We start from the raw sequence: 25696 nt of genomic DNA, 5'->3' as shown, positions 1-25696 counted from the left end.
GAGAAAGACGTTCATCATAAATTAATTTAGATCTTTCTTATTTCATCTTCATCCCAATCTGAGATAACGGAGCAAATATGATTGTATTATTGATATTGCTTGGCCTATTGATTCAGTTAGTTGTGGTATGGGCTGTTTTTTATTTTGAAGCCAATCGAACTGTTGGCTGTCTTGTTTCCATTGTTGCTGCCATTCTGTGTAGTGTGTTGATCACACCGTGGAGTCTGTTACTGGGCATCCCGATTATTCTCGCGAGTGTGATTGTTTTAATTGCACCTTTGCGCGATGCTTTGGTGAGTCGACCTGCGTTTAATATTCTCTCAAAAGCAATGCCGAGTATGAGTATCACCGAAAGAGAAGCTTTGGAAGCGGGGACCAGTTGGTGGGAAAAAGAACTATTTATGGGGGCGCCTGATTGGGAAAAGTTTGATCAATATCCTTATCCAACTTTATCCGCAGAAGAACAGGCATTTTTAGATCATGAAGTACAACAGCTCTGTTCCATGTTAGATGAATGGCAGATTCATCACCAAGAAAAAGACCTACCGCCTGAGGTTTGGCAATTTATTAAAGATAATGGCTTTTTAGGTTTGATCATTCCTAAATCATTCGGTGGTAAGCAATTTACCCCGTTTGCACAAAGTCGAATTATGAGCAAAATTGCGTCTCGTTCCTTAACTGCTGCGGTCAGTTGTATGGTACCAAATTCGCTTGGGCCAGGTGAGTTACTGCTGCACTATGGTACAGAAGAGCAAAAGCAACGCTATTTACCCGGATTGGCAAAAGGGACAGAAGTGCCTTGTTTTGGTTTGACCAGCCCTGAAGCAGGGTCAGATGCAGGGGCGATTCCTGATACAGGAGTGGTCTGTTATGGGCAGTACCAAGGGCAGGAAGTTCTAGGCCTAAAAATGAATTTCTCAAAGCGCTGGATTACCCTTGCACCGATTGCCACCGTGATTGGTCTGGCGTTTAAGCTCTATGATCCAGAAGGTTTGCTTGGTGATAAAAGCAAAGTGGAATATGGCATTACCTGTGCCTTGATTCCTGCTGACCATGAAGGTATTCAGATCGGCCCTCGACATAATCCAGGCGCACCGTTTATGAATGGTACGGTTGAGGGCAGTGATGTCTTTATTCCATTGGACTGGATTATTGGTGGGCAGCAAAATGCAGGTAAAGGTTGGCGTATGCTGATGGAGTGCCTAGGCGTGGGGCGCGGTATTTCACTGCCTGCTTTGGCAACTGCCGGAGGAGAAATGAGCTATCTGTTGGTCGGTGCATTTGCCAGTGTTCGCCAACAATTCAAAATCTCGGTTGGGCATTTTGAAGGCGTACAAGAGGCGACCAGTGATATCGCCAGCGATGCCTATATGTTGGAATCATTTCGTTATCTAGTGACTTGTGGTTTAAACCAAGGTGGAACGCCTGCGGTGATGACTGCAATGGCCAAATACTATGCTACTGAAACCATGCGTAAAGTGGTCAATCACGGTATGGATGTGGTCGGTGGGCGAGCGATTCAATTAGGGCCACGTAACTTTCTTGCGCTGACTTATCAATCCATTCCTGTGGCGATTACGGTGGAAGGTGCCAATATTCTGACGCGTTCCTTGATGATTTTTGGTCAAGGTTCAATGCGTTGTCATCCTTATTTATTCGAAGAACTACAGTTATTGCAATCGGAAGATAAGGCATCTGCTTTCAAGGCATTCTCTCCTTTACTGTTTAAGCATCTGGCTTATACCTTTAATCGCGCTGCCAAGGCAGCAGCCTATTCGATTACGGGTGGTTCAAATCAAGGCTCTCAACAAGCAGACGATTTTTCCAAAGCATATTACAGTAAGATCAACCGTTTCAGCGCCGATTTTGCATTAACGGCGGATATGGCACTTGGAATTTTAGCCGGTGATTTAAAACGTAAAGAAATGCTGTCTGGTCGATTGGCCGATATCCATTCCAACTTATTTATTGCTACGGCAATTTTGAAATACTACGAGCATGGTCAAAGAACTGAAGCTGAACAAAAACATGCAGAATTGGCCCTCAATAAAGCTTTATATCAAGTGCAAGAAGCGTTCTTTGGCTTCTATGACAATTTCCCAATGAAGCTTGCTGCGTGTATGGTCAAATTGCTGTGCTTCCCATTTGGTCGTCCAATTGCAGCTCCATCAGATCAGTTGAAGCAAGAGGTGGCTCAGCTAATCATGCAAGAACATGCGTTCCGAGATCAGTTAAAGCAACATGTTTATTACAACACCGATGCTAACGATGTGATGGGGCGTATGGAATCAACTTTTCAGGCATTATTACCACTACAACCGTTGTGGAATAAGTTTAAAAAGGCAGAATCGAAAGATCAGTTTAGTGGTTTGACCTTTGAGGAACATATTGCTGATGCGATTGAGACAGGTTTCATTACCACTGCTGAAGCAGAGTCACTTGTACAATATAACGCTAAACGTTATGACAGTATGTTGACGGATATTTTTGATGCACATTTAGACAAGGAGTTGCCGCTGGATAATCCGCATCTTAAAACCTGATTGTTTTTAGTATCTAGAAATTAAGATCGAACAGTCCTGAATATATTGATGATGGTATTGTCCACGTTTTAATAATATTTGGGACTGTTTTCATAACAGTTCCAATTTTTCCATGCTTATCTGTTATATTTTTTTTAGAAAATTCTGTGTCTTTTTTTTGTCTGTATCTTATTGCACTATAACAACATGAGTTGAGCAAAGCCAAAGGTGCCGATATGAGTTTTTTGAAAAAAAAGAATAATGCCAGTTTTGTATTCTTCATCATTACACTGTATGCATTCCTCGGATTTGGTCTAGGCTACATTATCTGGGAATATGTTTTATAAGCAGCAATTTCTGTGTGTTGTTGAAGCTGGGTTAAGACAGGCAAATAGGGAATAATATTATTCCCTATTTGCTAGAGCATTATATTTATTTTGCCAAAAATGTAGCAGCTTCAGTAATTAAGGCAGTCACTTCTTTCGGTTGTGAAGCCAATGAAGCATGACTTGCGTTTAAAGAAATTACTTTTTTGGCATTTAAACGATCAGACATCACGGCTTGGTTTTCTGGGCTGATCATGCGGTCTTGGGTCGAGATTTGATACCAAGAGGGTTTGGTTTTCCAAGCAGGGTTGCTAATGTTATCGCCAAAGGTACTGGCTAAAGGCGCCTTTTGAGTGACACCCATGGCAAAGCCTTCATCTTGGGTGAGATCCTGACAGAAACTTTCGTGAAATTTATCGACTTTAAGCCAAAGATAACCATCACTATCTGGTTCTAGATTCGGCGCTGCAACAGGTAAATGTTGTTGGGTAATTGCCCCTGGGCTTTCATTGCTATCTGGTGCAAAGGCGGCAATATAAACCAAACCTACGACATTTGGATGATTACCTGCTTCGGTAATGACTGCTCCGCCGTAAGAATGACCCACCAAAAGCACATCACCATCAACTTGGGCAATCATTTTTTGAGTTCGTTCAACGTCATCTGCGAGAGAGGTTAATGGAAGTTCCACGGCACGTAAGGCCTTATAACCTTGATGGGACAATTCAGTAATCACTTTGGTCCAATGGGCTGCACCGCCCCAAAAACCGTGTACGAGAATAATGGTCGGTTGAGTACTCATATTTATCTCCTAGATAAATGCTATTGTATTGAATTTTCAGTATTTAATAGTGGAAGCTTTACGGTATAAAGAGATATGAGGTGGTGGGTGTTTTTTATACTAACGAAATCTTCTCAAAAGATTATTGGTGTTTTGTTATGCTTTCACAATAACTGAAACGCCAATGTTTTTGCAGAAACACTTTTAAGGACAAAAGCATAAAATGAGTGATGAGTATGATCCGCAGGTGTTAACCGATATCTTCTTTGATATTTATCGCTTTGCCGATATCTCGGGTGAAATCTATGGCGTAGAAAATCTCTTAGCAGACAACAAACTGTGCTTTCCTGCCCGATATGCTTATATCCATATTATTCAAAATGCAAGTTGCAGAATTAAAATTAAACGACTTAATCTTGAGCTGATCTTAAAAGCTGGAGACATTGTTGTCTTGCCAACGAAGCTTGAGCATTCGATTGAAATCGTAAGTGGACAAACAACGGAAGCATCTGTGATTAGCTGTACTTTTGAATTGAACGGTATTTATGGCGAGGCGATTGCAGAAGGATTGCCGAGTTACATTCATGTACCGTCACATCATAATGCTGAAAAAGTCGCGGAATGGGTACCCATGACCGTTGCTGCAATCAAGCTTGAGCTTGAACACCCAGCACTTGGCAGTCGAGTCATGCTGTCTCGAATCATTGATTTATTGTTGGTCTGGTCGATACGGTTTTGGTTAGCAACGGAGAAGATTGAACATCAAAGTTGGATTTCTGCATTACGCGATCCAATCATGAGTAAGGCATTATCATTGATACATGCACAACCTGCTTATGAATGGGATGTTGCGTCGCTTGCTCAACTGACCAAACAATCTCGCTCCAGTTTTTCCAAAAAATTTGTTGAGTTGGTTGGGGTACCCCCTATGCTGTATTTAAAAAATTGGCGGATGAAATTGGCCAGCCAATTGCTCCAAGAAACCGATAAAAATATTGCACAAGTTGCTGAATGCGTCGGCTATTCCTCTCAAGCCGCTTTTAGTCGTGCTTTTGCGCAAAGCTTTGGGTGTGCTCCGAAGGTATTTAGGAGGCGATTGATACAATCTTGATTGGGCTAAATTCAGGGGATTAAGTTGCTTGGGTTAAATGAATCGTATTCATATCGGAATATTTAAATAAATCATTTTATTCATAATCATTTGTTCAGTAGGCTAAAACAACAAAGCTATTTAGAACAATTAGAGATCGCTATGGATGAGCAGTATTTAAAACTTTATGTCTTTATCTTATTTTGAGTATAACAATGACAAGATTAGATTTTGCAATTATTGATCCGCATATCCATCAATGGGATCCTTACCATACACCGCATTCCGCAGCACTGTTAGTCAAAGCTTTGGGGAAATATCCTCGGGTGATGGATCGGATGGTGCGTTTGGTTAAACCCAAACCCTTGTTAGATAGTTTAGGTTTAACTGAATATGCGTTGAATCCCTATTTACCAGAGCATTATCAGGCAGACACTTCGCCATTTTCAGTCGAGAGTGTGGTTCATGTCGAAGCCAACTGGCATCATCACAAAGGCTTTGGCGTGGTTGAAGAAACGGATTGGATTCAGCAATTAGATTTTAAAGCACAGGGGCTAAAATTAGGCGCAATTGTTGCAACCGCCGATCCAAGAGATCGCAAATTCAAAGATATTCTTCAAGCTCATCAGCAGGCGAGCCCGATATTCCGTGGCATTCGTAAAATGGCGGCTTGGCATCAGGATAGTGGTGTTTATCGTTGGTGTGATCAGCCACATTTATATCAGAACAAGAGCTTTCTCAAAGGTTTTGAACAACTTGCAAAACTGGATTTGTCTTTTGATGCTTGGTGCTATTCCACGGAATTAGCAGAAATCACCAGCTTGGCGAAACAATTCCCTGAAACACGTATTGTGCTTGACCATTTGGCGACGCCTGTTGGTTTATTTGGAGCCGTGGGTAAGAAAACGGGGATTACACAATCGCAGCGTGATGTCATTTTTAAACAGTGGCAACAGGATTTGGCACGACTGGCGGAGCAGAAAAATGTCCATACCAAAATCTCTGGTTTGATGATGCCCGTATTAGGACACCGTTTTTATCAGCAAGATCGAACAGCAAGCATCGCAGAGATGGTGCATTTACTGAGCCCCATGATTCAACATGCAATTGCGGTATTTGGTACAGAGCGGATCATGTTTGCATCTAATTTTCCCATGGATAAGCCAAATGCCCGTTTAAATGACTTAATCCATGCCTATATTCAAATGCTGAGTCCTTATGGTGATCAGGCTTTGCATGCCATGTTTAGACAAAACGCTGCCAATTTTTATCAACTTCAAATAGAGTCATGATATGAAAAGTTTTAATCAAAAAGTCGCTGCAATTACGGGCGCGGGATCTGGTATTGGACAACAACTGGCGATTTTATTGGCACAGCAAGGCGCAGATTTAGCACTGAGTGATGTCAATGAAAAAGGTTTGGCAGAAACACAGGCATTGTTACAACGGTATCCAGTTAAAGTCACTGTGGCGAAACTGGATGTCTCTGATCAACAAGCCGTTCGTGACTGGGCAGAAGACAGCTTTAAGGTACATGGCAAGATCAACCTGATTTTTAATAATGCAGGTGTAGCGCTCGCTAGTACCGTTGAGGGTATGAGCTATGATGAACTGGAGTGGATTTTCAAGATTAATTTTTGGGGCGTGGTCTACGGTACTAAAGAGTTCTTGCCTTATCTCAAGCAAAGTGGAGAAGGGCATGTTATTAATATTTCCAGTCTGTTTGGCTTAACTGCACAACCAACCCAAAGTGCCTACAACGCGACTAAATTTGCAGTTCGTGGTTTTACCGAAGCCTTACGACAAGAATTAAAACTTCAAAATGATGGTCTCAGTGCAACCTGTGTACATCCAGGAGGAATCCGCACCAATATTGCCAATAGTGCACGGATGAGTGACAGTATTCGGAGCCTAGGCATGAATCCAGCCAAAGCCAGTCAGGCATTTAATAAGGTTTTAAAAACACCACCAGAGCAGGCGGCCAAAGTCATTCTAGATGCGGTGAAAGCGGATAAAGCACGGATCTTGATTGGCAATGATGCCAAAGTACTGGATCTGATTCAGCGGATTACACCGACGCATTATTCGCATGCCTTAAGTTTTTTTAGCAAGAAATCCAAGAAAAATAAGGCTTAAAGCATTCAGATGGGTATTGAAATCATTGAGATTAGATTCAGTTTTAACAAGACAATTGAATGATTTGAACGGGTATAAAAGAAGGTTTAACTGAACTTTCTTTTATGCATATTGCATTTAATCCAGACTTTCTACAATACGGACCATTACATCAGCATCATATTAAATTCTTTGATTTAAGAAAGGTCTTATGTGGACTTATAAAACGCAATTAATATTCTTTATTAGAGCCAGTATCTTGCACTGTACCGCGACTAAAGCACTTATCGCTGAAATTTGCTCGGGCGAAATCATCCTTGATCTTTGCAATGTTTTCACGTTTACAGTTTTCATCATTAACCTCAGGCATCTTTTCTGAACAAGCTGACACAAAGAACGTAAAAAGAAGAATAAGGCCTAATTTTTTCATATAAACAACCTTTATATTTTAACTGTCTATTCGTTTCTGGGTTGGGTGAAATTGATTTTGGGGGTATCACCATCTTGGTTTAATTTTTATGGATGAAGGCATTGCTCATGATCAAACAAGGAGCGTTATAAGGTGAGCAATGCTTTCACTTAGATCATATAAAACTGGTGATCATTTGCAAGAGATAGGGCAAAATTGTCCCATCTTGTCGGTTTTAAAGGGTTTAGTCGTAGTGTGGTGAACGATAAGAAGAAAAAAGATTTGAAAACTAAACTCAGATGATCGGGTGTCATGCGATTTTAAAAAAGTAAATCTTCACTGCTTAAGATAGATTGTTATACCTTGCAGTAGCCGCTCCTTATTTGAGATAGATGTCTATTGCAAAGCTTGTAAAACGATATCACTACAATTCTAAAGCGATGTTGGTGCAAAAATAATTCAAAATGTTGCAAGAAGCTTAAAAAGTGATCCAAAACAGGGTTTACTATTTATTTACTAAATGTTGAATTGGTTTACATACCGTCAGTTTATTCGGTTTTGTGCTCCGATTGGTGTAAATTATTGCCCATGCCAAAGCACTTTTTTAAAGTACGTCAGCAAATCCATTTTTTGTACATTCGAGAGAGAGTCTAAAGAGTAAAGTATGTCTGTGAACCTTAGTAAAATCAAAAAACCTTTATATATTCACTATGCTGGAAACGCTCTTTTAGAACTCCCTTTGTTAAATAAAGGCTCTGCTTTTTCGGAAGAAGAACGAGAGAATTTTAACTTGCATGGTCTAGTTCCGTACAATATTGAGAATATTGAAGAGCAGACTCAGCGTTCGTATCAGCAGTACCTTTCCTTCGATAGTGACTTGAATAAGCATATTTATTTGCGAAATATTCAAGACACCAATGAAACCCTGTTCTATAACTTATTGAGTCAGCATTTAGATGAAATGCTGCCGATCATTTATACCCCAACAGTTGGTGAGGCTTGTCAGCGCTTTTCGGATATTTACCGCCGTCACCGTGGTATTTTTATCTCTTATCCAGAGCGCCAATACATCGATCAAATTATCCATAACGTCAACAAGAAAAACGTGAAAGTGATTGTGATTACTGACGGTGAACGTATCTTAGGTCTTGGCGATCAGGGTATTGGTGGCATGGGTATTCCAATTGGCAAATTGTCACTCTATACCGCATGTGGTGGGATTAGTCCTGCTTATACTTTGCCGATCACCATTGATGTCGGTACCAATAACCAAGAATTGCTTGATGATCCAATTTATATGGGTTGGAAACAGCCGCGTATCCGTGGTGAGCAATATTATGAATTTGTTGAGCAAATTATTAAGGCAGTACGTCAGCGTTGGCCAGATGTGCTGATTCAATTTGAAGATTTTGCGCAAACCAATGCCATGCCTTTATTGACTCAGTACCGCGATAAAATTTGCTGTTTTAATGATGATATTCAAGGCACGGCAGCAGTCACTGTTGCGACCCTAATTGCTGCCTCAAGGGCACAAGGCAAACAACTGAAAGACCAAACGGTTACTTTTGTTGGCGCAGGCTCAGCAGGTTGTGGTATTGCTGAACAGATCGTTAGACAGATGATGGATGAAGGTCTGAGTGACCATGAAGCACGTTCGCGTATCTTTATGGTGGATCGTTTCGGTTTGATGACCGATCAACAACCAAACTTACTCGATTTTCAGCAAAAACTTGCTACACCCGTCAATGCAATCAGCACTTGGGAATATACAGGTGACAATGTTGCTTTGTTGGACGTGGTCAAGAATGCCAAACCAAGTATCTTGATTGGGGTTTCTGGGCAGGCAGGTTTGTTTAGTGAAGAAGTCATCAAAACCTTAGCTAAATATTATAAGCATCCGATTGTATTGCCATTATCGAACCCGACTTCACAAGTTGAAGCACAACCTAAAGATATTATTGAGTGGACGCAAGGTGCAGCAATTGTGGCAACAGGGAGTCCTTTTGCACCGATCTATTATCAAGGCAAGGTGTATAGCATTGCACAGTGTAATAACTCCTATATTTTCCCTGGGATTGGCTTAGGTGTGATTGCTTGTGGTGCAACCCATATCAGTGACTCGATGTTAATGGCTGCAAGTACAGCGTTGGCAGATTGTTCACCACGTTTGAAAAATGCCGCAGCGGATTTATTACCAAATATCAATGATATTCAACAGGTGTCTAAATTCATTGCCTTTAAAGTGGCAAAAGCAGCTATGGCCGATGGTTTGGCTGTGCCATTAAGTAATGATGTATTGAAACAAGCGATTGAAGATAATTTCTGGACACCAGAATATCGTAACTATCGCCGTGTTAGTTATTAAGCCATTTCATTTAAAAAGGGACTCTAGCTAGAGTCCCTTTTTTTAGGTCTTATAAGTGGAAAGTAAAATACTGGTTTCACTATTGTAAATCCCTGAAATATTTCGGATTCGCTCTAGCGCTTTATCAAAGTTTTCTAAACTGTCAGATTGCAACTCAACCAGAATATCCCATTTACCATTGGTGGTATGCAGTCGTTCAACGGCCGATTCTAAACGTAACTCTCGAATTACCGCCTGTGCTCGTGTACCTTCCACCATAATATTCATCCATGCCCGAATAATATTTTTTTCAGCATTGGGACGAAAACGCACGGTATAGCCCGTGATAATCCCCGTTGATTCCATATATTCAATTCGTTTCTGCACGGTAGCACGAGACACCCGTGTTTTTGCTGCCAAGTCGGTAATCGACATCCGTGCATTGTCTTTGAGTAAGCCTAATATAATATGATCGATATTGTTCATTTTGATTCTTTCTATTAGCAAATTGATAAAAAATAATTCATTTTAATCATTATAACGAATTTTGTGAATCAATTTGATTCTTAATAATAATAACAATACAACACCCCAAGCATTTTCACTTCGGCACGAAAGAAGCTGAATGCGCATCAGGGAGGATGGGGGTAGGACGCCCTTAAACAAAGGGAATCTGTGAATAACAGGGACAATTGATTAATTAAGGAATAGATGATGTCTTTATCATATGCGGCTCAAAATGGCAGTGCTTGGCAAACTTTTCTCACTCAAGTTGATCGGGTAGCACCTTATTTGGATGCGGACCTCAGTAACTTTGTCAACACACTGAAAACCCCAAAGCGTACGCTTATCGTTGATGTTCCAATCGTGATGGACGATGGTTCAATTCGCCATTTTGAAGGTTACCGTGTACAGCACAATTTATCACGTGGTCCGGGTAAAGGCGGTATCCGCTATCACCAAGATGTCGAACTGAATGAAGTGATGGCTTTGTCTGCATGGATGACCATTAAAACTGCAGTATTGAATCTGCCGTTCGGTGGTGCCAAAGGCGGTATTCGCGTGAATCCGAAAGAACTTTCAGCGCGTGAATTAGAACGTTTAACCCGTCGTTTCACCAGTGAAATCAGTCCAATCATTGGCCCTCAAATTGATATTCCTGCACCAGATGTCGGTACCAACGCCAATATTATGGGCTGGATGATGGATACCTATTCAAGTATCAAAGGTCATACCGTAACAGGTGTGGTCACAGGCAAACCTGTACATCTAGGCGGTTCATTGGGTCGTGTTCGTGCAACAGGCCGCGGTGTATTCGTAACGGGTATGCAGGTTGCTGAGCGCATTAAATTACCGATTGAGGGCAGCAAAGTTGCTGTGCAAGGCTTTGGTAATGTTGGTAATGAAGCGGCTTATTTGTTTAGTCATGCAGGCGCAAAAATCGTTGCTGTACAAGACCATACCGGTACCATTTTCAATGCAGAAGGCTTAGATGTTAAAGCATTGCAAAAGCATGTGGTTGAAACTGGTGGCGTGATGGGCTTTGTTGATTCAACTGTGATCTCAGACGAAGAATTCTGGACGGTTGATATGGACATTCTGATTCCAGCAGCATTGGAAGGTCAGATTACGGTTGAACGTGCACAAAAGCTGAAAGCGAAAATCGTACTTGAAGGTGCGAATGGTCCAACCTATCCAGAAGCAGATGATGTATTTGTCAGTCGCGACATTACTGTTGTGCCTGACGTGATTTGTAACGCGGGTGGTGTAACTGTCAGTTATTTTGAATGGGTTCAAGATATGGCGAGTTACTTCTGGACCGAGGATGAAATCAATGAACGTCTTGATAAGTTGATGATCCAAGCCATTGCGGATGTTTGGAACACGGCAGCACAGAAGGAATGTAGCTTACGCACCGCAGCTTATATTTTGGCATGTGAACGTATTCTGAAAGCGCGTAAAGAACGCGGTATTTTCCCAGGTTAAGTCATTTATAAAATTAAAGTGAAGGGCTTGTTGAGCATTTAACAAGCCTGAAGATTAAACAGGAAGTGAGTAAATAAAATGAGCGAAGTCGCAATTACACGTAGCAATTTTAATGATTGGATGGTTCCCGTTTTTGCCCCAGCAAATTTCATTTTAGTGCGCGGCGAAGGGTCACGTCTTTGGGATCAAAACGATAAAGAATATATTGATTTTGCAGGTGGGATCGCGGTAAATGCCTTGGGTCATGCACATCCTGTTGCAGTAAAAGCCTTAACTGAACAAGCACAAAAGCTATGGCACATTGGGAATGGTTATACCAACGAGCCTGTATTACGCCTTGCGAAACAATTGGTGGATAGCACCTTTGCAGACAAAGTATTTTTCTGTAACTCTGGTGCAGAAGCCAACGAAGCAGCATTAAAACTGGCGCGTAAAGTCGGTTTGCTGAGTGGTAATGCAAATAAGAACCAGATTGTTGCTTTTAAAAATGCTTTCCACGGTCGTACTTTGTTTACCGTAACAGCAGGTGGTCAGCCAAAGTATTCTCAAGACTTTGCACCATTACCAGGCGGTATTGAACACACTGCATTTAATGACCTTGAAGCAGCAAAAGCAGCGATCACTGAAAATACTTGTGCAGTCATTGTCGAGCCGATTCAAGGCGAAGGTGGCGTTCTGCCAGCAGATATCGAATTCTTAAAAGGCTTGCGTGCACTATGTGATGAAAAAGGTGCGGTGCTGATTTTTGATGAAGTACAAACGGGTGTGGGTCGTACAGGTTCATTGTATGCCTATATGAATACAGGGGTAACACCTGACATTTTGACCACAGCAAAAGCATTGGGTGGTGGTTTCCCGATTGGTGCAATGATTACGACAGATCATTATGCCAACATGTATGCAGTTGGCGATCACGGTACCACTTATGGCGGGAACCCATTGGCTTGTGCGGTTGCTGGCGCGGTATTTGAATTTATCAATACACCAGAAGTATTAGACGGCGTTAAACAACGTCATCAATATTTCATCGATGCCTTAAACAAAATCAATGCTGAGTATGGATTGTTCAAAGAAATCCGTGGTCAAGGTTTGTTAATCGGCTGTGTATTGAAAGATGAACATGCTGGCAAAGCGAAGAATATCGTGACCTTAGCGGGTGAAGAAGGACTATTGGCCTTAGTCGCAGGTGCAGATGTTGTTCGTTTTACCCCTTCATTGATCATTCCTCAACACGATATTGATGAAGGTCTAAGCCGTTTTGTTCGTGCATTAGCACGCCTCTAAGTCTGCCGTGAGCATCTGCCCATGATGATTGTTCGACATGCAGCGCATCGGGACTTAGATGATATTTATCGTTTAGCGCAACGAGCGGGGGAGTCTGGCATTGGCCTGACTTCCTTACCACAAAATAAAGAAATCTTGGCTGAACGTATTACACGTACCACTCGCACTTTAGAAGGTTTATCCGAAAAATGCGAGGCAAGTTATCTATTTGTATTGGAAGACACCAGCATTCACAAAATTGTGGGTGTGAGTGCAATTGAAGTTGCGGTCGGGTTGAATGAACCGTTCTACAACTTTCGTGTGGCAAAACAGGTGCATGCCTCTAAAGCCTTAAATGTGTATAAGACTTTAGACACCTTGTTTTTAAGTAATGACCATACCGGTTGTAGCGAACTCTGCACTTTGTTCCTTGATCCTGAATATCGCAAAAACCAAAACGGCAAATTTTTATCCAAAGTTCGTTTTCTGTTTATTGCCGCATTCCGCTCTTTTTTTGAAGAAAGATTGATTGCTGAAATGCGTGGTTTCTCGGATCAAAACGGACAGTCACCGTTTTGGGATTCCTTGGGCTATTTATTCTTCAATATGGATTTTGCTGCCGCAGATTATCTCAGTGGTGTGGGGCAAAAAGCCTTTATTGCAGAGCTAATGCCGAGATTTCCAGTCTACGTAGATCTGCTGAGCTCAGAGGCACGCGAGGTGATTGCAGAAGTACACCCACATACGCTGCCTGCGGCAAAAGTGTTGATGTCAGAAGGGCTTAAATATCAAGGTTATGTTGATATTTTCGATGCTGGGCCAACACTGGAAGCCAATACTGCTGAGTTACGTGCGGTGAAAGAGAGTCGTTTGCTTAAAGTCAAACTTACTGAGCAAGTCGAAAGTACTGAGACACACTTTTTGGTTGCCAATGACCAATACCAAGATTACGCCGTGTTGTTGATCAATAACAAAGTTGATGAAAGTGAGACTTTGCATATGACAGCAGCACAAGCACAGGCACTGAATATTGCTGAACACGATCAAGTCCGTGTCTTAGCATTAGAAAAAATGGAGAATAACTAATGTCACAAGGTGCATTATTAATTGATGGTGCTTGGGTTCAAGGACAAGGAAGCGCATTCGAAAAAACCAATCCGGTTAGCAATCAGCAAATTTGGGCGGGGCATGAAGCAAGCCCAGCCGATGTTGAACAGGCATGCGATGCAGCGCGTCAGGCATTTCCTGCATGGGCACGTTTGCCACTAGAACAGCGTATCGCGACAATTGAAAGCTTTGCTGGATTATTAGAACAAAATAAAACCCAATTGGCCGAAGTGATTAGCCAAGAAACCAGTAAACCACTTTGGGAAACTTTGACCGAAGTACAATCGATGATTGGTAAAGTAGCGATTTCGATTCGTGCTTATCATCAACGGACAGGTTTTAGCGAAACTGAAATGCCAGATGGTGTTGCTTCACTACGTCATCGTCCACATGGTGTTCTCGCCGTATTTGGCCCGTATAACTTCCCGGGTCATTTGCCAAACGGTCATATTGTGCCTGCATTGATTGCGGGTAATACCGTGGTGTTTAAACCAAGTGAACTCACGCCTTGGACGGCTGAAGAAACTGCAAAATTATGGCAGCAAGCCGGTCTACCAAACGGTGTGCTGAATATCGTACAAGGTGGACGCAGCACGGGTGAGGCACTCGCAGCAGCTGAACAAATTGACGGTTTGTTGTTCACAGGCAGTGCCAATACGGGCTATCACTTGCATAAACAAATGGCAGGTGCTCCTGAAAAAATCCTTGCTTTGGAAATGGGTGGTAATAATGCCCTGATCATTGATGAAGCCAGCGATATTGATGCTGTAGTGAATCTCGCGATTCAATCCGCTTTTGTTTCCGCAGGGCAACGTTGTACTTGTGCACGCCGTATTATTGTCAAGCAGGGTGCCAATGGTGATGCTTTCATTCAACGTTTTGTTGAAGTCGCGAAGAACTTAGTCGTGGGAAGCTGGAATGCTGAACCGCAACCCTTTATGGGTGGGGTGATTTCTGCTCATGCAGCAGAACAAATGTTGGTAGCGCAAAGTAAACTGATTGCTTTGGGTGCAAAACCATTATTAGAAATGACTCGTCCACAAGCCGATAGTTCATTACTCACGGCGGGTATTTTAGATGTTACTCAGGTGACCGATATTCCTGATGATGAATACTTTGGTCCACTCACCACGATTTATCGCTATAACAGTTTCGATGAAGCCTTGAATATTGCCAATAACACGCGCTTTGGTTTGGCAGTGGGCTTGGTTTCACCAGAGCGTAATTTATTTGATCGTGTACTGATTGAAGCGCGTGCAGGCATTGTGAACTGGAATAAACCATTAACAGGTGCATCAAGTGCCGCACCATTTGGCGGTGTTGGGGCGTCGGGTAATCATCGTGCCAGTGCCTTCTATGCAGCAGACTATAGTGCATGGCCTATGGCTTCACTGGAAAGTGACAGCATTACTTTACCTTCAAAATTATCACCGGGCATTGTGCTGTAAGTCGGCTCGTATCGGGACACAGGGAGAATAAAATGTCAGGTTATGAAATTAATTTTGATGGTTTAGTGGGGCCGACGCATCATTATGCAGGCTTATCATTTGGTAATGTTGCATCAACCAAGAACCGTAATAACGCGTCAAATCCTAAGTTGGCTGCAAAACAAGGCTTGAAGAAAATGAAAGCCCTCGCGGACTTAGGCTTGAAGCAGGGTGTGTTTGCCCCACAAGAGCGTCCGCATGTACCAACGTTACGCCGTTTGGGTTTTACGGGCAGTGATATTGATGTCATTACCCAAGCGATGCGTACTGCGCCAGCTTTATTATCTTCGCTGAGTTCTGCTTCTTCGATGTGGACGGCCAACTCATGTACGGTGTCGCCATCGGCAGATAGTGCTGATAAACGCATGCATTTTACCGCTGCAAACTTAAATAATAAGTTCCATCGATCAATTGAGCATCATACGACCACGCGTATTCTTCAAGCGATGTTCAATAATGATGTATATTTCGCGCACCACGAAGCACTGCCAGAAGCCGCCTTGTTTGGAGATGAAGGCGCAGCCAATCATAATCGCCTTGGTGGTGGATATGATCAGGCGGGTGTGCAGGTTTTTGTTTATGGACAGCAACAACTCGGTGGAACGGTTGCACCGCAGAAATTCCCTGCGCGTCAAACTCGCGAGGCAAGTGAAGCGATTGCCCGTTTGCATCGTCTGGATGCGAAACGAACCGTGTTCATTCAGCAAAATCCAGATGTGATTGATCAAGGTGTATTTCATAACGATGTGATTGCGGTGAGTAATCAACAGGTCTTGTTCCATCATCAGCAAGCCTTTTTAAATCAAGCTGATGCATTGAATGAAATTCGTCACAAGATGGCGGGGATCGAACAAGATTTTATCTCGATTGAAGTCCCTGACAATCGTGTCAGTGTTGAAGATGCAGTCTCGACTTATTTGTTCAACAGCCAGATTTTGACCCGTGCAGATGGTGGCATGAGCATTGTGGTACCAGAGGAATCACGTCACAACAAGGCGGTATGGAGCTACTTGAATGACATGATTCAAATGGGTACGCCAATTGATGACATCAAGGTGTTTGATCTACGTGAAAGTATGCGTAATGGCGGTGGACCTGCATGTTTGAGATTACGTGTTGCCGTGAATGAAGCGGAACTGAATGCGGTGAACCCAAACCTGTTTATGAATGATGCATTATTCAAAACGCTGAATCAGTGGGTGGATCAGCATTATCGTGATGAGTTAACACAAGACGATTTGGCCGATCCAAGTTTATTGATCGAGAGCCGTACCGCATTAGATGAGTTAACCAAAATTTTAGCTTTAGGTTCGGTTTATCACTTCCAAAGATAAACAGTAAACAACGGCTTTTAAGGATGAAAGTACATGGTTGATCTATTAACGTTGACTTTAACGCAACGAATGCCTGTGCAGATGCAAGGTGAGACGACGGGATTTACATGGCAGTGGTTGGGTGAAGGGCTATTGCAATGTACACCGAAGACAAACTATGGAAAGACCATGCTGCTTTCTGCTGGGATTCATGGCAATGAAACTGCACCGATCGAGCTATTGGACCAAATTATTCATGACCTATTTGCCGAGCGTTTAACGCTTGCAGTACGGGTACTGTTTGTGTTGGGGAATCCTGAAGCGATTCGACATGGGATGCGCTATCTTGAAAATGATATGAACCGCATGTTTTGTGGTGCCTATCAGCACTTAGCCCAAGATCAGGAAACCGAACGGGCTGCTCACTTAGAGCAAGTAACAGCACAGTTTTTTGAACAAAGTCAGCCGCAAGCACAGCGCTATCATTATGACCTGCATACGGCAATTCGTGCCTCATTGCTGCCTGTTTTTGCCCTATTTCCATATCAAAGCAAGCCTTATGATGAGTTCCTCATTCAAAGTCTAGAGGCTGCTGATTTGGATGCTTTGGTCTATCACAATGCCGCAGGCAAAACCTTTACTCACTTTACGGCTGAAAAATTTCAAGCAGCGAGTAGTACTTTGGAGCTAGGCAAGGCCAAACCTTTTGGAGCCAATGATTTAGCCCAATTTTCCAGTACTGACCAGATGCTGCGCGCAGTTCTTGCAGATCAAGCATTGCCGATCAGACAGAAATCCGACATTCGCCAGTTTAAGGTGGTGGATTCAATTTTAAAACAAAGTGAAGATTTTCAACTCAAATTGAGTGCTGACGCACCAAACTTTTCTACTTTTCAGAAAGGCGAGTTGATTGCAACACAGCAGGCTGGGGATTATGTCGCACATGATCAACAAATCTGGATTTTATTTCCAAACCCTAAGGTAAAAACAGGGCTTCGGGCTGGACTGATTTTAAAAGAAATTGAATAAACAGTCGCCGCTTTAACAGTTTAACTGTCGGCAAGGAATAGATGAAATGGAGTTTGAATATGGATGTTCAATAGAACAAAGCGTGTCAAAGAATATCGTTTAGATATTCGTTTTTATGAAAGTGAAACAGCAAGGACAGGTTGTCATAAGAATACAGTTGGAGTGACCGTGTATGAGTAACAATAACGAAAAGACATTTCCCTCAGGCCAAGCCCTGAGTGGACAATATGTACCACAGCAGGATGTTGCCAGTTTATCGGAAACTTCGAGCGCAGAGATTGAAGTGGGTAAACCATTGAAACGTGCCATGACCAAACGTCATTTGGTGATGATTTCTTTAGGTGGTGCAATTGGAACAGGGCTGTTTTTAGGCTCTGGCGATGTCATTTCTCAGGCTGGTCCAGTCGGTGCGATTCTCTCTTACCTATTGGGTGGTGTAATTGCATACATGGTGATGTTGTGTTTAGGTGAACTCGCTGTACAAATGCCAGTTTCAGGTTCTTTTGGTGAATATGCCAGAACTTATATTGGCCCAGGCACAGGCTATATGATCACGTGGTTGTATTGGCTAACGTGGACTGCAACTTTGGGGACTGAATTTACCGCTGCGGCTCTACTGATGCAGGAATGGTTTCCGTCTATTTCCATGTGGACGTGGACCTTATTATTTGCAGGGCTGGTGTTTAGCTTGAATGTCAGTTCGACACGGCTATTTGCTGAGTCAGAGTTCTGGCTGTCTTTGGTTAAAGTTCTGACTATTATCTGTTTTATTGGGTTGGGTTTAGCCGCTATCTTTGGCTTTATTTCTTATCATGGGCATGAGTCTGCACCGCTGTTCAGTAAGTTGACGGAACATGGCTGGTTTCCAAATGGTATTTTCCCAATTTTCGCGACCATGTTGATCGTGAACTTTGCATTCTCTGGCACAGAGTTGATTGGTGTCGCGGCAGGTGAAGCAGAAGAACCTGCGAAAACAGTACCTAAAGCCATCAATGCCGCGATCTGGCGTTTATTGATTTTCTTTGTGGGTACCATTGTGGTGATTTGTGCATTACTGCCTTATGAAATGGCAGGTATAAATGCCAACAGTGTCAGTAATAGCCCATTCGTTACCGTATTTAATTATATTGGTATTCCATATGCGGAAGATATTATCCGTTTTGTGATTATTACGGCACTTTTATCTGCTGCAAACTCAGGTTTATTTGCTGCATCGCGGATGATGTGGTCATTGTCTGCAAAGAATCAGTTGCCGAAGGTGTTTTCAAAATTAACCCGTTCAGGGACGCCAATTATTGCGATTATTGTGACCATGTTTGGCGCGATTCCAGGTTTGCTATCGGAACATTTTGCACCTGAAACGATTTTCAAAAATTTATTGGGTGTTGCCGCTTTTACCATGGTAGTGGTATGGATTTCGATTTGTGTTTCCCAATTTAACTTCCGCAGACAATGGATCAAATCGGGTAAAACAGTCAAAGACTTAAAATTTGCTGCACCATTATTCCCACTCACCCCGATTTTAGGTGGTGTATTCTGTGTGATCACCTGTATTAGTATGGTGACCGATCCATCGATGCAAGTGGGCTTCGTCTGTTGTGTCCTGTTTATTATCGCATGCTATGCGAGCTACAATATTTTTTATAAAAATAAAGCCGTTTAAGTAAAACTTTTATTTAAAATAAGTATATAGACGAATAGGTTGTAGGCGTGATCTGCAACCTATTCGTCTTTTTTATGTAGGATAATAGGGCTGCTGTGCGCTTGGTGATAGACTAACCCGTACTTGAGCTTTGTTCTTTCTGATAAAGATTAAATAAGCCATCAATTGATATGATTAAGAATGCTTTTAGATGATGATTTGTTTACATATTGTGTAAGAAATACAGTCCGTGGTTGTGATTGCAAAAATAAAAGGTATAAATGGGTTAAGTCGATTTCTTAAACAACAAAGAATCTGTGTGATGAGTTTGACTTTATGGCGAATAAAAATAATCCATCCGTAGTGATTGGTCAGCAAGTCAGACTCACTGAACTGGCGGGTTGTGAAGAATGCGATGCAATATATCGCAGGGTTGAGCTTGCATCAGGTGAACGGGCATATTGCACCTGTTGTGGTGCGGAGTTATATCGTCGAAGTCGATCTTTTTCATCTTTGCTTGCCTTGGTCATTACCGCTTTGATTGTTTTTGTGATTGCTAATAGTTTTCCCATCGTCATTGTGGAGCTACAAGGCAATACCTCTCAGACCACTTTAATCGGTGCTGCATGGACCATGTTTCATATTGATCGTGCATTGGTCGGTGTTTTGATTCTGATTACAACTTTTATTGTGCCTTTGGTTGAGCTGTTATTGCTGAGCTATGTGCTTTTCTTTATTAGTGTGTTGAAGGTCAGGCCTCAATTTTTGACTTTGGCACTGAGAGCCTTATTTCTGTTTCGGACATGGGGCATGGTTGAGGTTTTTTTAATTGGTGTACTGGTAACCTTGGTCAAACTTGTGGGCATGGTCACCGTTATTCCTGGTGTTGCACTCTGGGCATTTACATTATTGAGCGTGCTTTTGGTCTATATTGCTTCGGTCAAGATTAAAGATATCTGGGATGAAGTTGATCGGAGTCTTGGATGAAGCAAAAACACGACCATGACACCGAGATTGGTTCAATTGTAGAACAGCTTTCCGATGTTGATTTACAGATCAAAAACTATGTCAGGGCAAAACAGGTTGGGCTCATTCAATGTCATTGCTGTGGATTACTGAATGCTGTAGCAAGTCACGCAGATCAGCAAAATCATGCTCAATGTTCAAGATGCAAAAGTACCTTGCACTCACGTAAACCACAAAGTTTAAATCGTACTTTTGCTTTGGTGGTCGCTGCAGCAATTTTATATATACCTGCCAATGTACTCCCCATGACGGTAACAGATTCTTTGTTGGGGCGTCAGCAAGATACCATTATTAGTGGTGTGATCTATTTCTGGCAAAATAGTGATTATCTGGTGTCTGTGGTTATTTTTATGGCCAGTATTTTTATCCCGATTTTAAAATTATTGATTCTGATTTTTTTATTAATTTCAGTCTATATGCAATCTTCCTCAAGATGGCATTTTACCCCTGAACAATGTGCGCTGATGTATCGCATTGTTGAATTTATTGGGCGTTGGTCCATGATTGATGTCTTTGTGGTTGCATTGCTGACTGCATTGATTCAAATTCAGTCATTGGCAACTATTTTGGCAGGGCCTGGCGCAGTTGCTTTTGGTGCTGTAGTGGTTTTGACCATGTTTGCTTCACTCAGTTTCGACCCCAGAATTATTTGGGACAATTATTTCAAGGCGCGTCACGTGAATGCTCAACAATCAAATCATTTGAAAGGAACGGCGATTCATCAATTAAAAAGTTAAGATTGACGATGAGCCTTATTTTTGACCTATAAAAGAAAGATCACTATGTCAGAAAATACCCCGAATAGCCAAGATTCTGAAGAAAACACTACGGTGGTAACGCAGAACGATGCAATCTTCGACGAGCCTGAAAAAAAGAAGGGACGTTGGAGACCTGCGCTGATTTGGCTGGTTCCATTTGTTGCGCTTTTAATCGCACTTTCGCTTGCAGCAAAAGCGGTTTTGGATACAGGTCCAACCATTGAAGTGTCTTTCCGAACAGCAGAAGGCTTGGTTGCAGGGAAAACCACGGTACGTTATAAGCAGGTTGATATTGGTTTGGTTCGACAAATTGATCTTTCGGATGACCGATCTCATGTCATTGCCAAAATCGAATTACGTAAAGATGCCAGTAATTTTGCTGCCAAAGATTCGCGTTTTTGGGTGGTGAGACCGCGAGTAGGAACGGGTGGTATTTCGGGTATTGATACCTTACTCTCAGGGGCATACATTGAAGTCGATGGTGGGAAGGCTGAACAGAAGCAAGAGAATTTTACTGGGCTTGAAGTTCCACCTGTAGTGTCATCGGATATACCAGGCAAGGTCTTTTTCTTAAAAGCACAGGACTTGGGGTCACTTGATGTTGGCGTGCCGATTTACTATCGCAGAATTAATGTCGGGCAGATTACAGCGTATAAATTAGCAGCTGATGGGAAAAGTGTTGAACTACAAACCTTTATCCAATCTCCTTACGATAAGTTCGTAACCACAGATGCGCGTTTTTGGCAGGCCAGTGGGGTCGATGTGACCTTAAATGCATCAGGATTTAATCTGGATACACAGTCGCTTGCCAGTATTATTGCGGGTGGTATTGCCTTTGGTTATCCAGAAAATTCTGCTGGAGCAATTGCACCAGACAATAGTTATTTTACTTTATCAGACTCTCGCAAAGAGGCGATGAAAGAGCCTGATGGTAAGCCGCGTCCAATTATTATGTACTTTGATCATTCGCTTCGTGGTTTAACTGCAGGTGCACCAATTGACTTTATGGGCATTGAGATTGGTAATGTCAAAGCAATTAATGTCGAATTTGATCAGTCTTATACGCATTTAAGAATGCGCGTGGATGCAGTGATTTATCCATCACGTTTAGCGCATGGCAAAGAGCTTGATCCAGATGGCGAAATTTTTAAATACTTTATTGAGAGAGGCTGGCGTGCGCAGATGCGGACAGGTAATTTATTAACAGGCCAGAACTATATTGCCTTTGATAAGTTTCCAAAAGCCAAAGCCGCGTCTTTAATCACGAGACCAGATGGGCGTGTTGAAGTACCAACCACGGCAACAGAGTTGAGTGGCTTACAGGCACAAGTGTCACAAATCGCGGATAAAGTGAGTAAGTTTCCACTCGAAGAAATTGGACAAGATGTTCGTAAGACGCTTAATAATATGAACACCACCATTGAGTCGACAGACAAACTGGTGAAACAGTTGGATGGTAAAGTCGCACCTGGTTTACAAGCGACGCTGAATGATGTGCGTAAGACCATGCAATCGAGTGAATCCATTTTATCCAGTGATGCACCGATGCAGCAGGATGTCCGTAAAGCATTGCAGCAAATGACTCGAGCTGCAGCATCTTTACAATTAATGGCTGATTATATTGAACAGCATCCTGAATCATTGATTCGGGGTAAAAAAGCAGAGGCAAACAAATGATAAGAACAATCATCGCTAAACATTCATCTGCTGTAGCAGGAGTGCTCAGTAGCGTGAGCATCTTATCTGCTGCGGTGTTACTCACAGCTTGTTCGGGTTCACCCACACCGAATTATTACACCTTGGCAAGCAAAGTTTCTCCATTGCCAAGTTCAAAAGTCAAGGTCATTGAAGTATTGCCTGTTGGATTACCAGATCGTATCAATCGTGCGCCTATCGTGATACAGGATGCAGCAGGTAAATCTAAAATCATGGAAAACGAGCGTTGGACGTCCACGCTTGGAGCTGAATTAAGAGATAACCTGTCTGCTGGCCTACAGCAAAAACTTGGTGCGGTTGATCGTTATAACAGCGGTATGGTGGGTGGCAAGGTGTCTTATCGTGTCGCAACTGATTTTTCACATTTTGATATCATTAATACATCCGATATCGTGAACAAAAATGTTGAAGTTTCGGTTGCGTGGATCATTAAGCGTAATGATCCAAATATTACCTTAGATCAAAACTCAACCCAAAATCAGCAGCTGGCCTGCCGTATGACGTTTACTCAGCCAGTATCAGGTAAGAACAATCAGATACAAGATATTGTGAGTGGTGCGAGTAGTTCATTGAGTCGAGTTATTGATGCAATGGCGCTGTCAATTGTGTCCTTAGATGCAAAAACCTCACCTAACATAAATGGGGTAATTTGTTCATAATTTGAATAAAAAGTGGTCAGATTGATCACTTTTGTTCTGTTCAGGTTTTATTGTTTATTCAGACATCACAGTTTAATGTTGTTTTAAGTTGCTCTCTTTAATTTACCAACGAATACCTCATTTCGTCTTTGGCTAAATCAAAACATTAAAGAGAGCATAAAAATGAATCAATGTGTGATGAGCGCAAAAAATATTATTCGTGGTAAGCACCACCCAGAATTTTTACAGCATGAAGTCCTTGCTGATATTTTTATTGAAACAGCACAAACATTTCCTGAAAAAGTCGCCCTGATTGAAGCTGAACGAACGTTGAGCTATGGCGAGTTATATCAACAAGCTTTATTGATGGCACAGCATCTGACCCTGAAAGGAATTAAAGCGGGTGATATTGTTGGTTTATGGCTACCTCGTGGTATTGAATTATTAAAATCACAGTTAGCCATTTGTTTAAGTGGTGCGGCTTGGCTACCATTTGATATGGATACACCTGCAGACCGAATTGCCGTCTGTCTTGAAGATGCTACTGCAGTGGGGATGATTACCAGTGATGAATGGTATGAACACTTACAAGAAGTCCCACAAACGAAATGGACCAATACTGAATTGCAGCGACCACTGCATGAGACTGTGGAATTAGCCAAAACCTCACCTGAACAGCCTGCCTATATTATTTATACCTCGGGTTCGACAGGAAAGCCGAAAGGGATTGTAATTACCCAGAAGAATATCTGTCATTTCCTACGTAGTGAAAACAGTATTTTAGGGATTCAAGAGCAGGATAAGGTCTATCAAGGTTTCTCGGTTGCTTTTGATATGTCCTTTGAAGAAATCTGGTTGTCTTACCTCGTCGGCGCAAGCTTGTGGATTGCACCAAAATCCTTAGTCAGTGATCCAGAGCGACTCTGCCAAACATTGAAACAGCAACAGATTACCGTATTACATGCGGTACCCACCTTATTGGCTTTATTTCCTGAAGATGTTCCGAATTTACGCATCATCAATCTGGGCGGGGAGATGTGCCCTGATTCATTGGTGGAACGTTGGGCCTTACCACACCATCAAATGTTTAATACCTATGGACCGACCGAAACCACGGTTACTGCCAGTCTGGAACTGTTGCAGCGTGGCAAACCGGTCACCATCGGCAAGCCCTTACCCAACTATGGTATGTTGGTAATTAATGCGGAAAGAGAATTATTGGCACAAGGTGAAACAGGGGAACTGTGTATCTTTGGCCCCAGTGTAGCTCCAGGCTATCTTGGACGCCCTGATCTGACTGCAGATAAATTTATTGAGAATCCTTGGGCAAATAATGAGGATGAAATCAGCTTGTACCGCACAGGCGACTTGGCCAAAATTGATGAATTTGGTCAGGTGCATTGTTTAGGTCGTGCCGATGATCAGGTTAAAATCCGAGGCTTCCGAGTTGAACTCGGTGAAATTGAAGCAGCGCTATGCGATCTGGATGGAATTGGTACGGCGGCAGTCATCCTAAGGGCGGAAGATGGTATTGATCAGCTGATTGCCTTCATTGCACCTGAGTTGGAGGCAAAACAAAGCATAGAGGTTAAACAGCTTCGACATCATTTGAGCCAACGCTTACCGCCATATATGGTGCCTAATCGTTTTGAAATTATTGAGGAAGTACCACGACTATTATCTGGAAAAATTGATCGTAAAGCATTGAAGGCTCGCCCATTAACCAGTGTGATTGACCGAAGTGAATCTGACCAGCCACAGAATGAAGCTGAACAGATTTTATTTGAGATTCTAGGTCGTTTATTTCCGAATATCCCAATGAAGTTAGACTCAGATTTCTTTGATGATCTCGGAGGCCATTCCTTACTCGCTGCGGTATTGATCTCAAATTTACGTGAACACCCTCAATATAGCCATCTGACCATTCAAAGCTTATATCAGGCCAGAAAAGTAGGCGCGATTGCAGCTTTAATGTTAGAACAACCTGAACCCTCCTTATTTGATCGGCAGATTGGACAAGATAATCCACGTAATCAGGCTTATAAATGGCTGTGTGGGATTGCACAGGCGGTGAGGGACTGTTCTAAATTTTGTGTAAGTACTTAATTTTCATTTATCCTTCAGAGGATAATTACAAAAGGTAC

Annotated in this window: 20 protein-coding genes and 1 pseudogene; 18 read left to right on the top strand and 3 right to left on the bottom strand. The window is 42.3% G+C overall.

Annotated features, from left to right (window positions below; translation table 11 throughout):
• The first annotated feature begins 77 nt into the window (after positions 1-77).
• Positions 78-2543 carry an acyl-CoA dehydrogenase gene (locus F902_RS16440; RefSeq protein ID WP_005205160.1) on the top strand — a complete coding sequence of 822 codons (2466 nt, stop codon included), beginning with the start codon at positions 78-80 and terminating at the stop codon, positions 2541-2543.
• 215 nt (positions 2544-2758) lie between these two features.
• The gene (locus tag F902_RS22730; protein WP_085942822.1) at positions 2759-2869 is read left to right on the top strand and encodes a hypothetical protein; all 111 of its coding nucleotides are present in this window, start codon (positions 2759-2761) and stop codon (positions 2867-2869) included.
• Between the two features lie 85 nt (positions 2870-2954).
• On the opposite strand, the gene F902_RS16430 is transcribed toward F902_RS22730, so the two are convergent.
• Positions 2955-3650, bottom strand: coding sequence for an alpha/beta hydrolase (locus F902_RS16430; RefSeq protein ID WP_005205159.1), 696 nt, complete (start codon positions 3648-3650; stop codon positions 2955-2957).
• A gap of 202 nt (positions 3651-3852) precedes the next feature.
• On the opposite strand from F902_RS16430, the gene F902_RS16425 reads away from it, so the two are divergent.
• The 3 genes from F902_RS16425 to F902_RS16415 all read left to right on the top strand — a co-directional run bounded on the left by F902_RS16425 (position 3853) and on the right by F902_RS16415 (position 6855).
• Positions 3853-4740 carry a helix-turn-helix transcriptional regulator gene (locus F902_RS16425; RefSeq protein WP_005205157.1) on the top strand — a complete coding sequence of 296 codons (888 nt, stop codon included), beginning with the start codon at positions 3853-3855 and terminating at the stop codon, positions 4738-4740.
• Positions 4741-4934: 194 nt separating this feature from the next.
• On the top strand, positions 4935-6011 hold the full coding sequence (locus F902_RS16420; RefSeq protein WP_005205155.1) for an amidohydrolase family protein: 1077 nt from the start codon (positions 4935-4937) through the stop codon (positions 6009-6011).
• A gap of 1 nt (position 6012) precedes the next feature.
• Complete coding sequence (locus F902_RS16415) at positions 6013-6855, top strand: SDR family NAD(P)-dependent oxidoreductase (protein WP_005205152.1); 843 nt, start codon at positions 6013-6015, stop codon at positions 6853-6855.
• Positions 6856-7066: 211 nt separating this feature from the next.
• Here the strand turns inward: F902_RS16415 and trbK are convergent, their stop codons facing one another.
• The gene (gene trbK, locus F902_RS16410; RefSeq protein ID WP_005205150.1) at positions 7067-7264 is read right to left on the bottom strand and encodes an entry exclusion lipoprotein TrbK; all 198 of its coding nucleotides are present in this window, start codon (positions 7262-7264) and stop codon (positions 7067-7069) included.
• A gap of 643 nt (positions 7265-7907) precedes the next feature.
• Here trbK and F902_RS16405 point away from each other — a divergent pair.
• The gene (locus F902_RS16405; RefSeq protein ID WP_005205148.1) at positions 7908-9608 is read left to right on the top strand and encodes an NAD-dependent malic enzyme; all 1701 of its coding nucleotides are present in this window, start codon (positions 7908-7910) and stop codon (positions 9606-9608) included.
• A gap of 42 nt (positions 9609-9650) precedes the next feature.
• On the opposite strand, the gene F902_RS16400 is transcribed toward F902_RS16405, so the two are convergent.
• Positions 9651-10073, bottom strand: a complete 423-nt coding sequence (locus tag F902_RS16400) for an Lrp/AsnC family transcriptional regulator (protein WP_004654809.1) — start codon at positions 10071-10073, stop codon at positions 9651-9653.
• A 225-nt stretch (positions 10074-10298) separates the two neighbouring features.
• On the opposite strand from F902_RS16400, the gene F902_RS16395 reads away from it, so the two are divergent.
• The 12 genes and pseudogenes from F902_RS16395 to F902_RS16340 all read left to right on the top strand — a co-directional run.
• Entirely contained in the window at positions 10299-11573 is a 1275-nt protein-coding gene (locus F902_RS16395) for a Glu/Leu/Phe/Val family dehydrogenase (RefSeq protein WP_026057557.1), read from the top strand.
• Positions 11574-11651: 78 nt separating this feature from the next.
• Entirely contained in the window at positions 11652-12857 is a 1206-nt protein-coding gene (locus tag F902_RS16390) for an aspartate aminotransferase family protein (RefSeq protein ID WP_005205143.1), read from the top strand.
• Between the two features lie 21 nt (positions 12858-12878).
• Positions 12879-13922, top strand: a complete 1044-nt coding sequence (astA, locus tag F902_RS16385) for an arginine N-succinyltransferase (RefSeq protein WP_005205142.1) — start codon at positions 12879-12881, stop codon at positions 13920-13922.
• Positions 13922-15391: a succinylglutamate-semialdehyde dehydrogenase gene (gene astD / locus F902_RS16380; RefSeq protein ID WP_005205140.1), complete on the top strand. Its 1470-nt coding sequence runs from the start codon at positions 13922-13924 to the stop codon at positions 15389-15391. Before astA ends, astD begins: the two co-directional genes overlap by 1 nt.
• A 32-nt stretch (positions 15392-15423) precedes the next feature.
• On the top strand, positions 15424-16764 hold the full coding sequence (astB, locus tag F902_RS16375) for an N-succinylarginine dihydrolase (protein ID WP_004805489.1): 1341 nt from the start codon (positions 15424-15426) through the stop codon (positions 16762-16764).
• A 33-nt stretch (positions 16765-16797) separates the two neighbouring features.
• Positions 16798-17772: a succinylglutamate desuccinylase gene (gene astE, locus F902_RS16370; protein WP_005205137.1), complete on the top strand. Its 975-nt coding sequence runs from the start codon at positions 16798-16800 to the stop codon at positions 17770-17772.
• Positions 17773-17944: 172 nt separating this feature from the next.
• Positions 17945-19435 (top strand): amino acid permease, encoded by a 1491-nt coding sequence (locus F902_RS16365; protein ID WP_005205135.1) that lies wholly within the window; start codon positions 17945-17947, stop codon positions 19433-19435.
• A gap of 315 nt (positions 19436-19750) precedes the next feature.
• On the top strand, positions 19751-20401 hold the full coding sequence (locus F902_RS16360) for a paraquat-inducible protein A (protein WP_004805497.1): 651 nt from the start codon (positions 19751-19753) through the stop codon (positions 20399-20401).
• Entirely contained in the window at positions 20398-21177 is a 780-nt protein-coding gene (locus F902_RS16355; RefSeq protein WP_005205133.1) for a paraquat-inducible protein A, read from the top strand. Before F902_RS16360 ends, F902_RS16355 begins: the two co-directional genes overlap by 4 nt.
• A 39-nt stretch (positions 21178-21216) precedes the next feature.
• Entirely contained in the window at positions 21217-22875 is a 1659-nt protein-coding gene (locus F902_RS16350; RefSeq protein WP_164467921.1) for a PqiB family protein, read from the top strand.
• Positions 22872-23573: a PqiC family protein gene (locus F902_RS16345; protein WP_005205128.1), complete on the top strand. Its 702-nt coding sequence runs from the start codon at positions 22872-22874 to the stop codon at positions 23571-23573. Before F902_RS16350 ends, F902_RS16345 begins: the two co-directional genes overlap by 4 nt.
• A gap of 162 nt (positions 23574-23735) precedes the next feature.
• Positions 23736-25625: pseudogene (locus F902_RS16340) on the top strand (non-ribosomal peptide synthetase); the annotation flags it as partial.
• Positions 25626-25696: the final 71 nt, after the last annotated feature.

It is taken from the genome of Acinetobacter higginsii (assembly GCF_000369525.1).
Classification (GTDB): domain Bacteria; phylum Pseudomonadota; class Gammaproteobacteria; order Pseudomonadales; family Moraxellaceae; genus Acinetobacter; species Acinetobacter higginsii.
The sequence above is the reverse complement of the archived record's forward strand: the minus strand, read 5'-3'. Positions and strand labels throughout refer to the sequence as shown.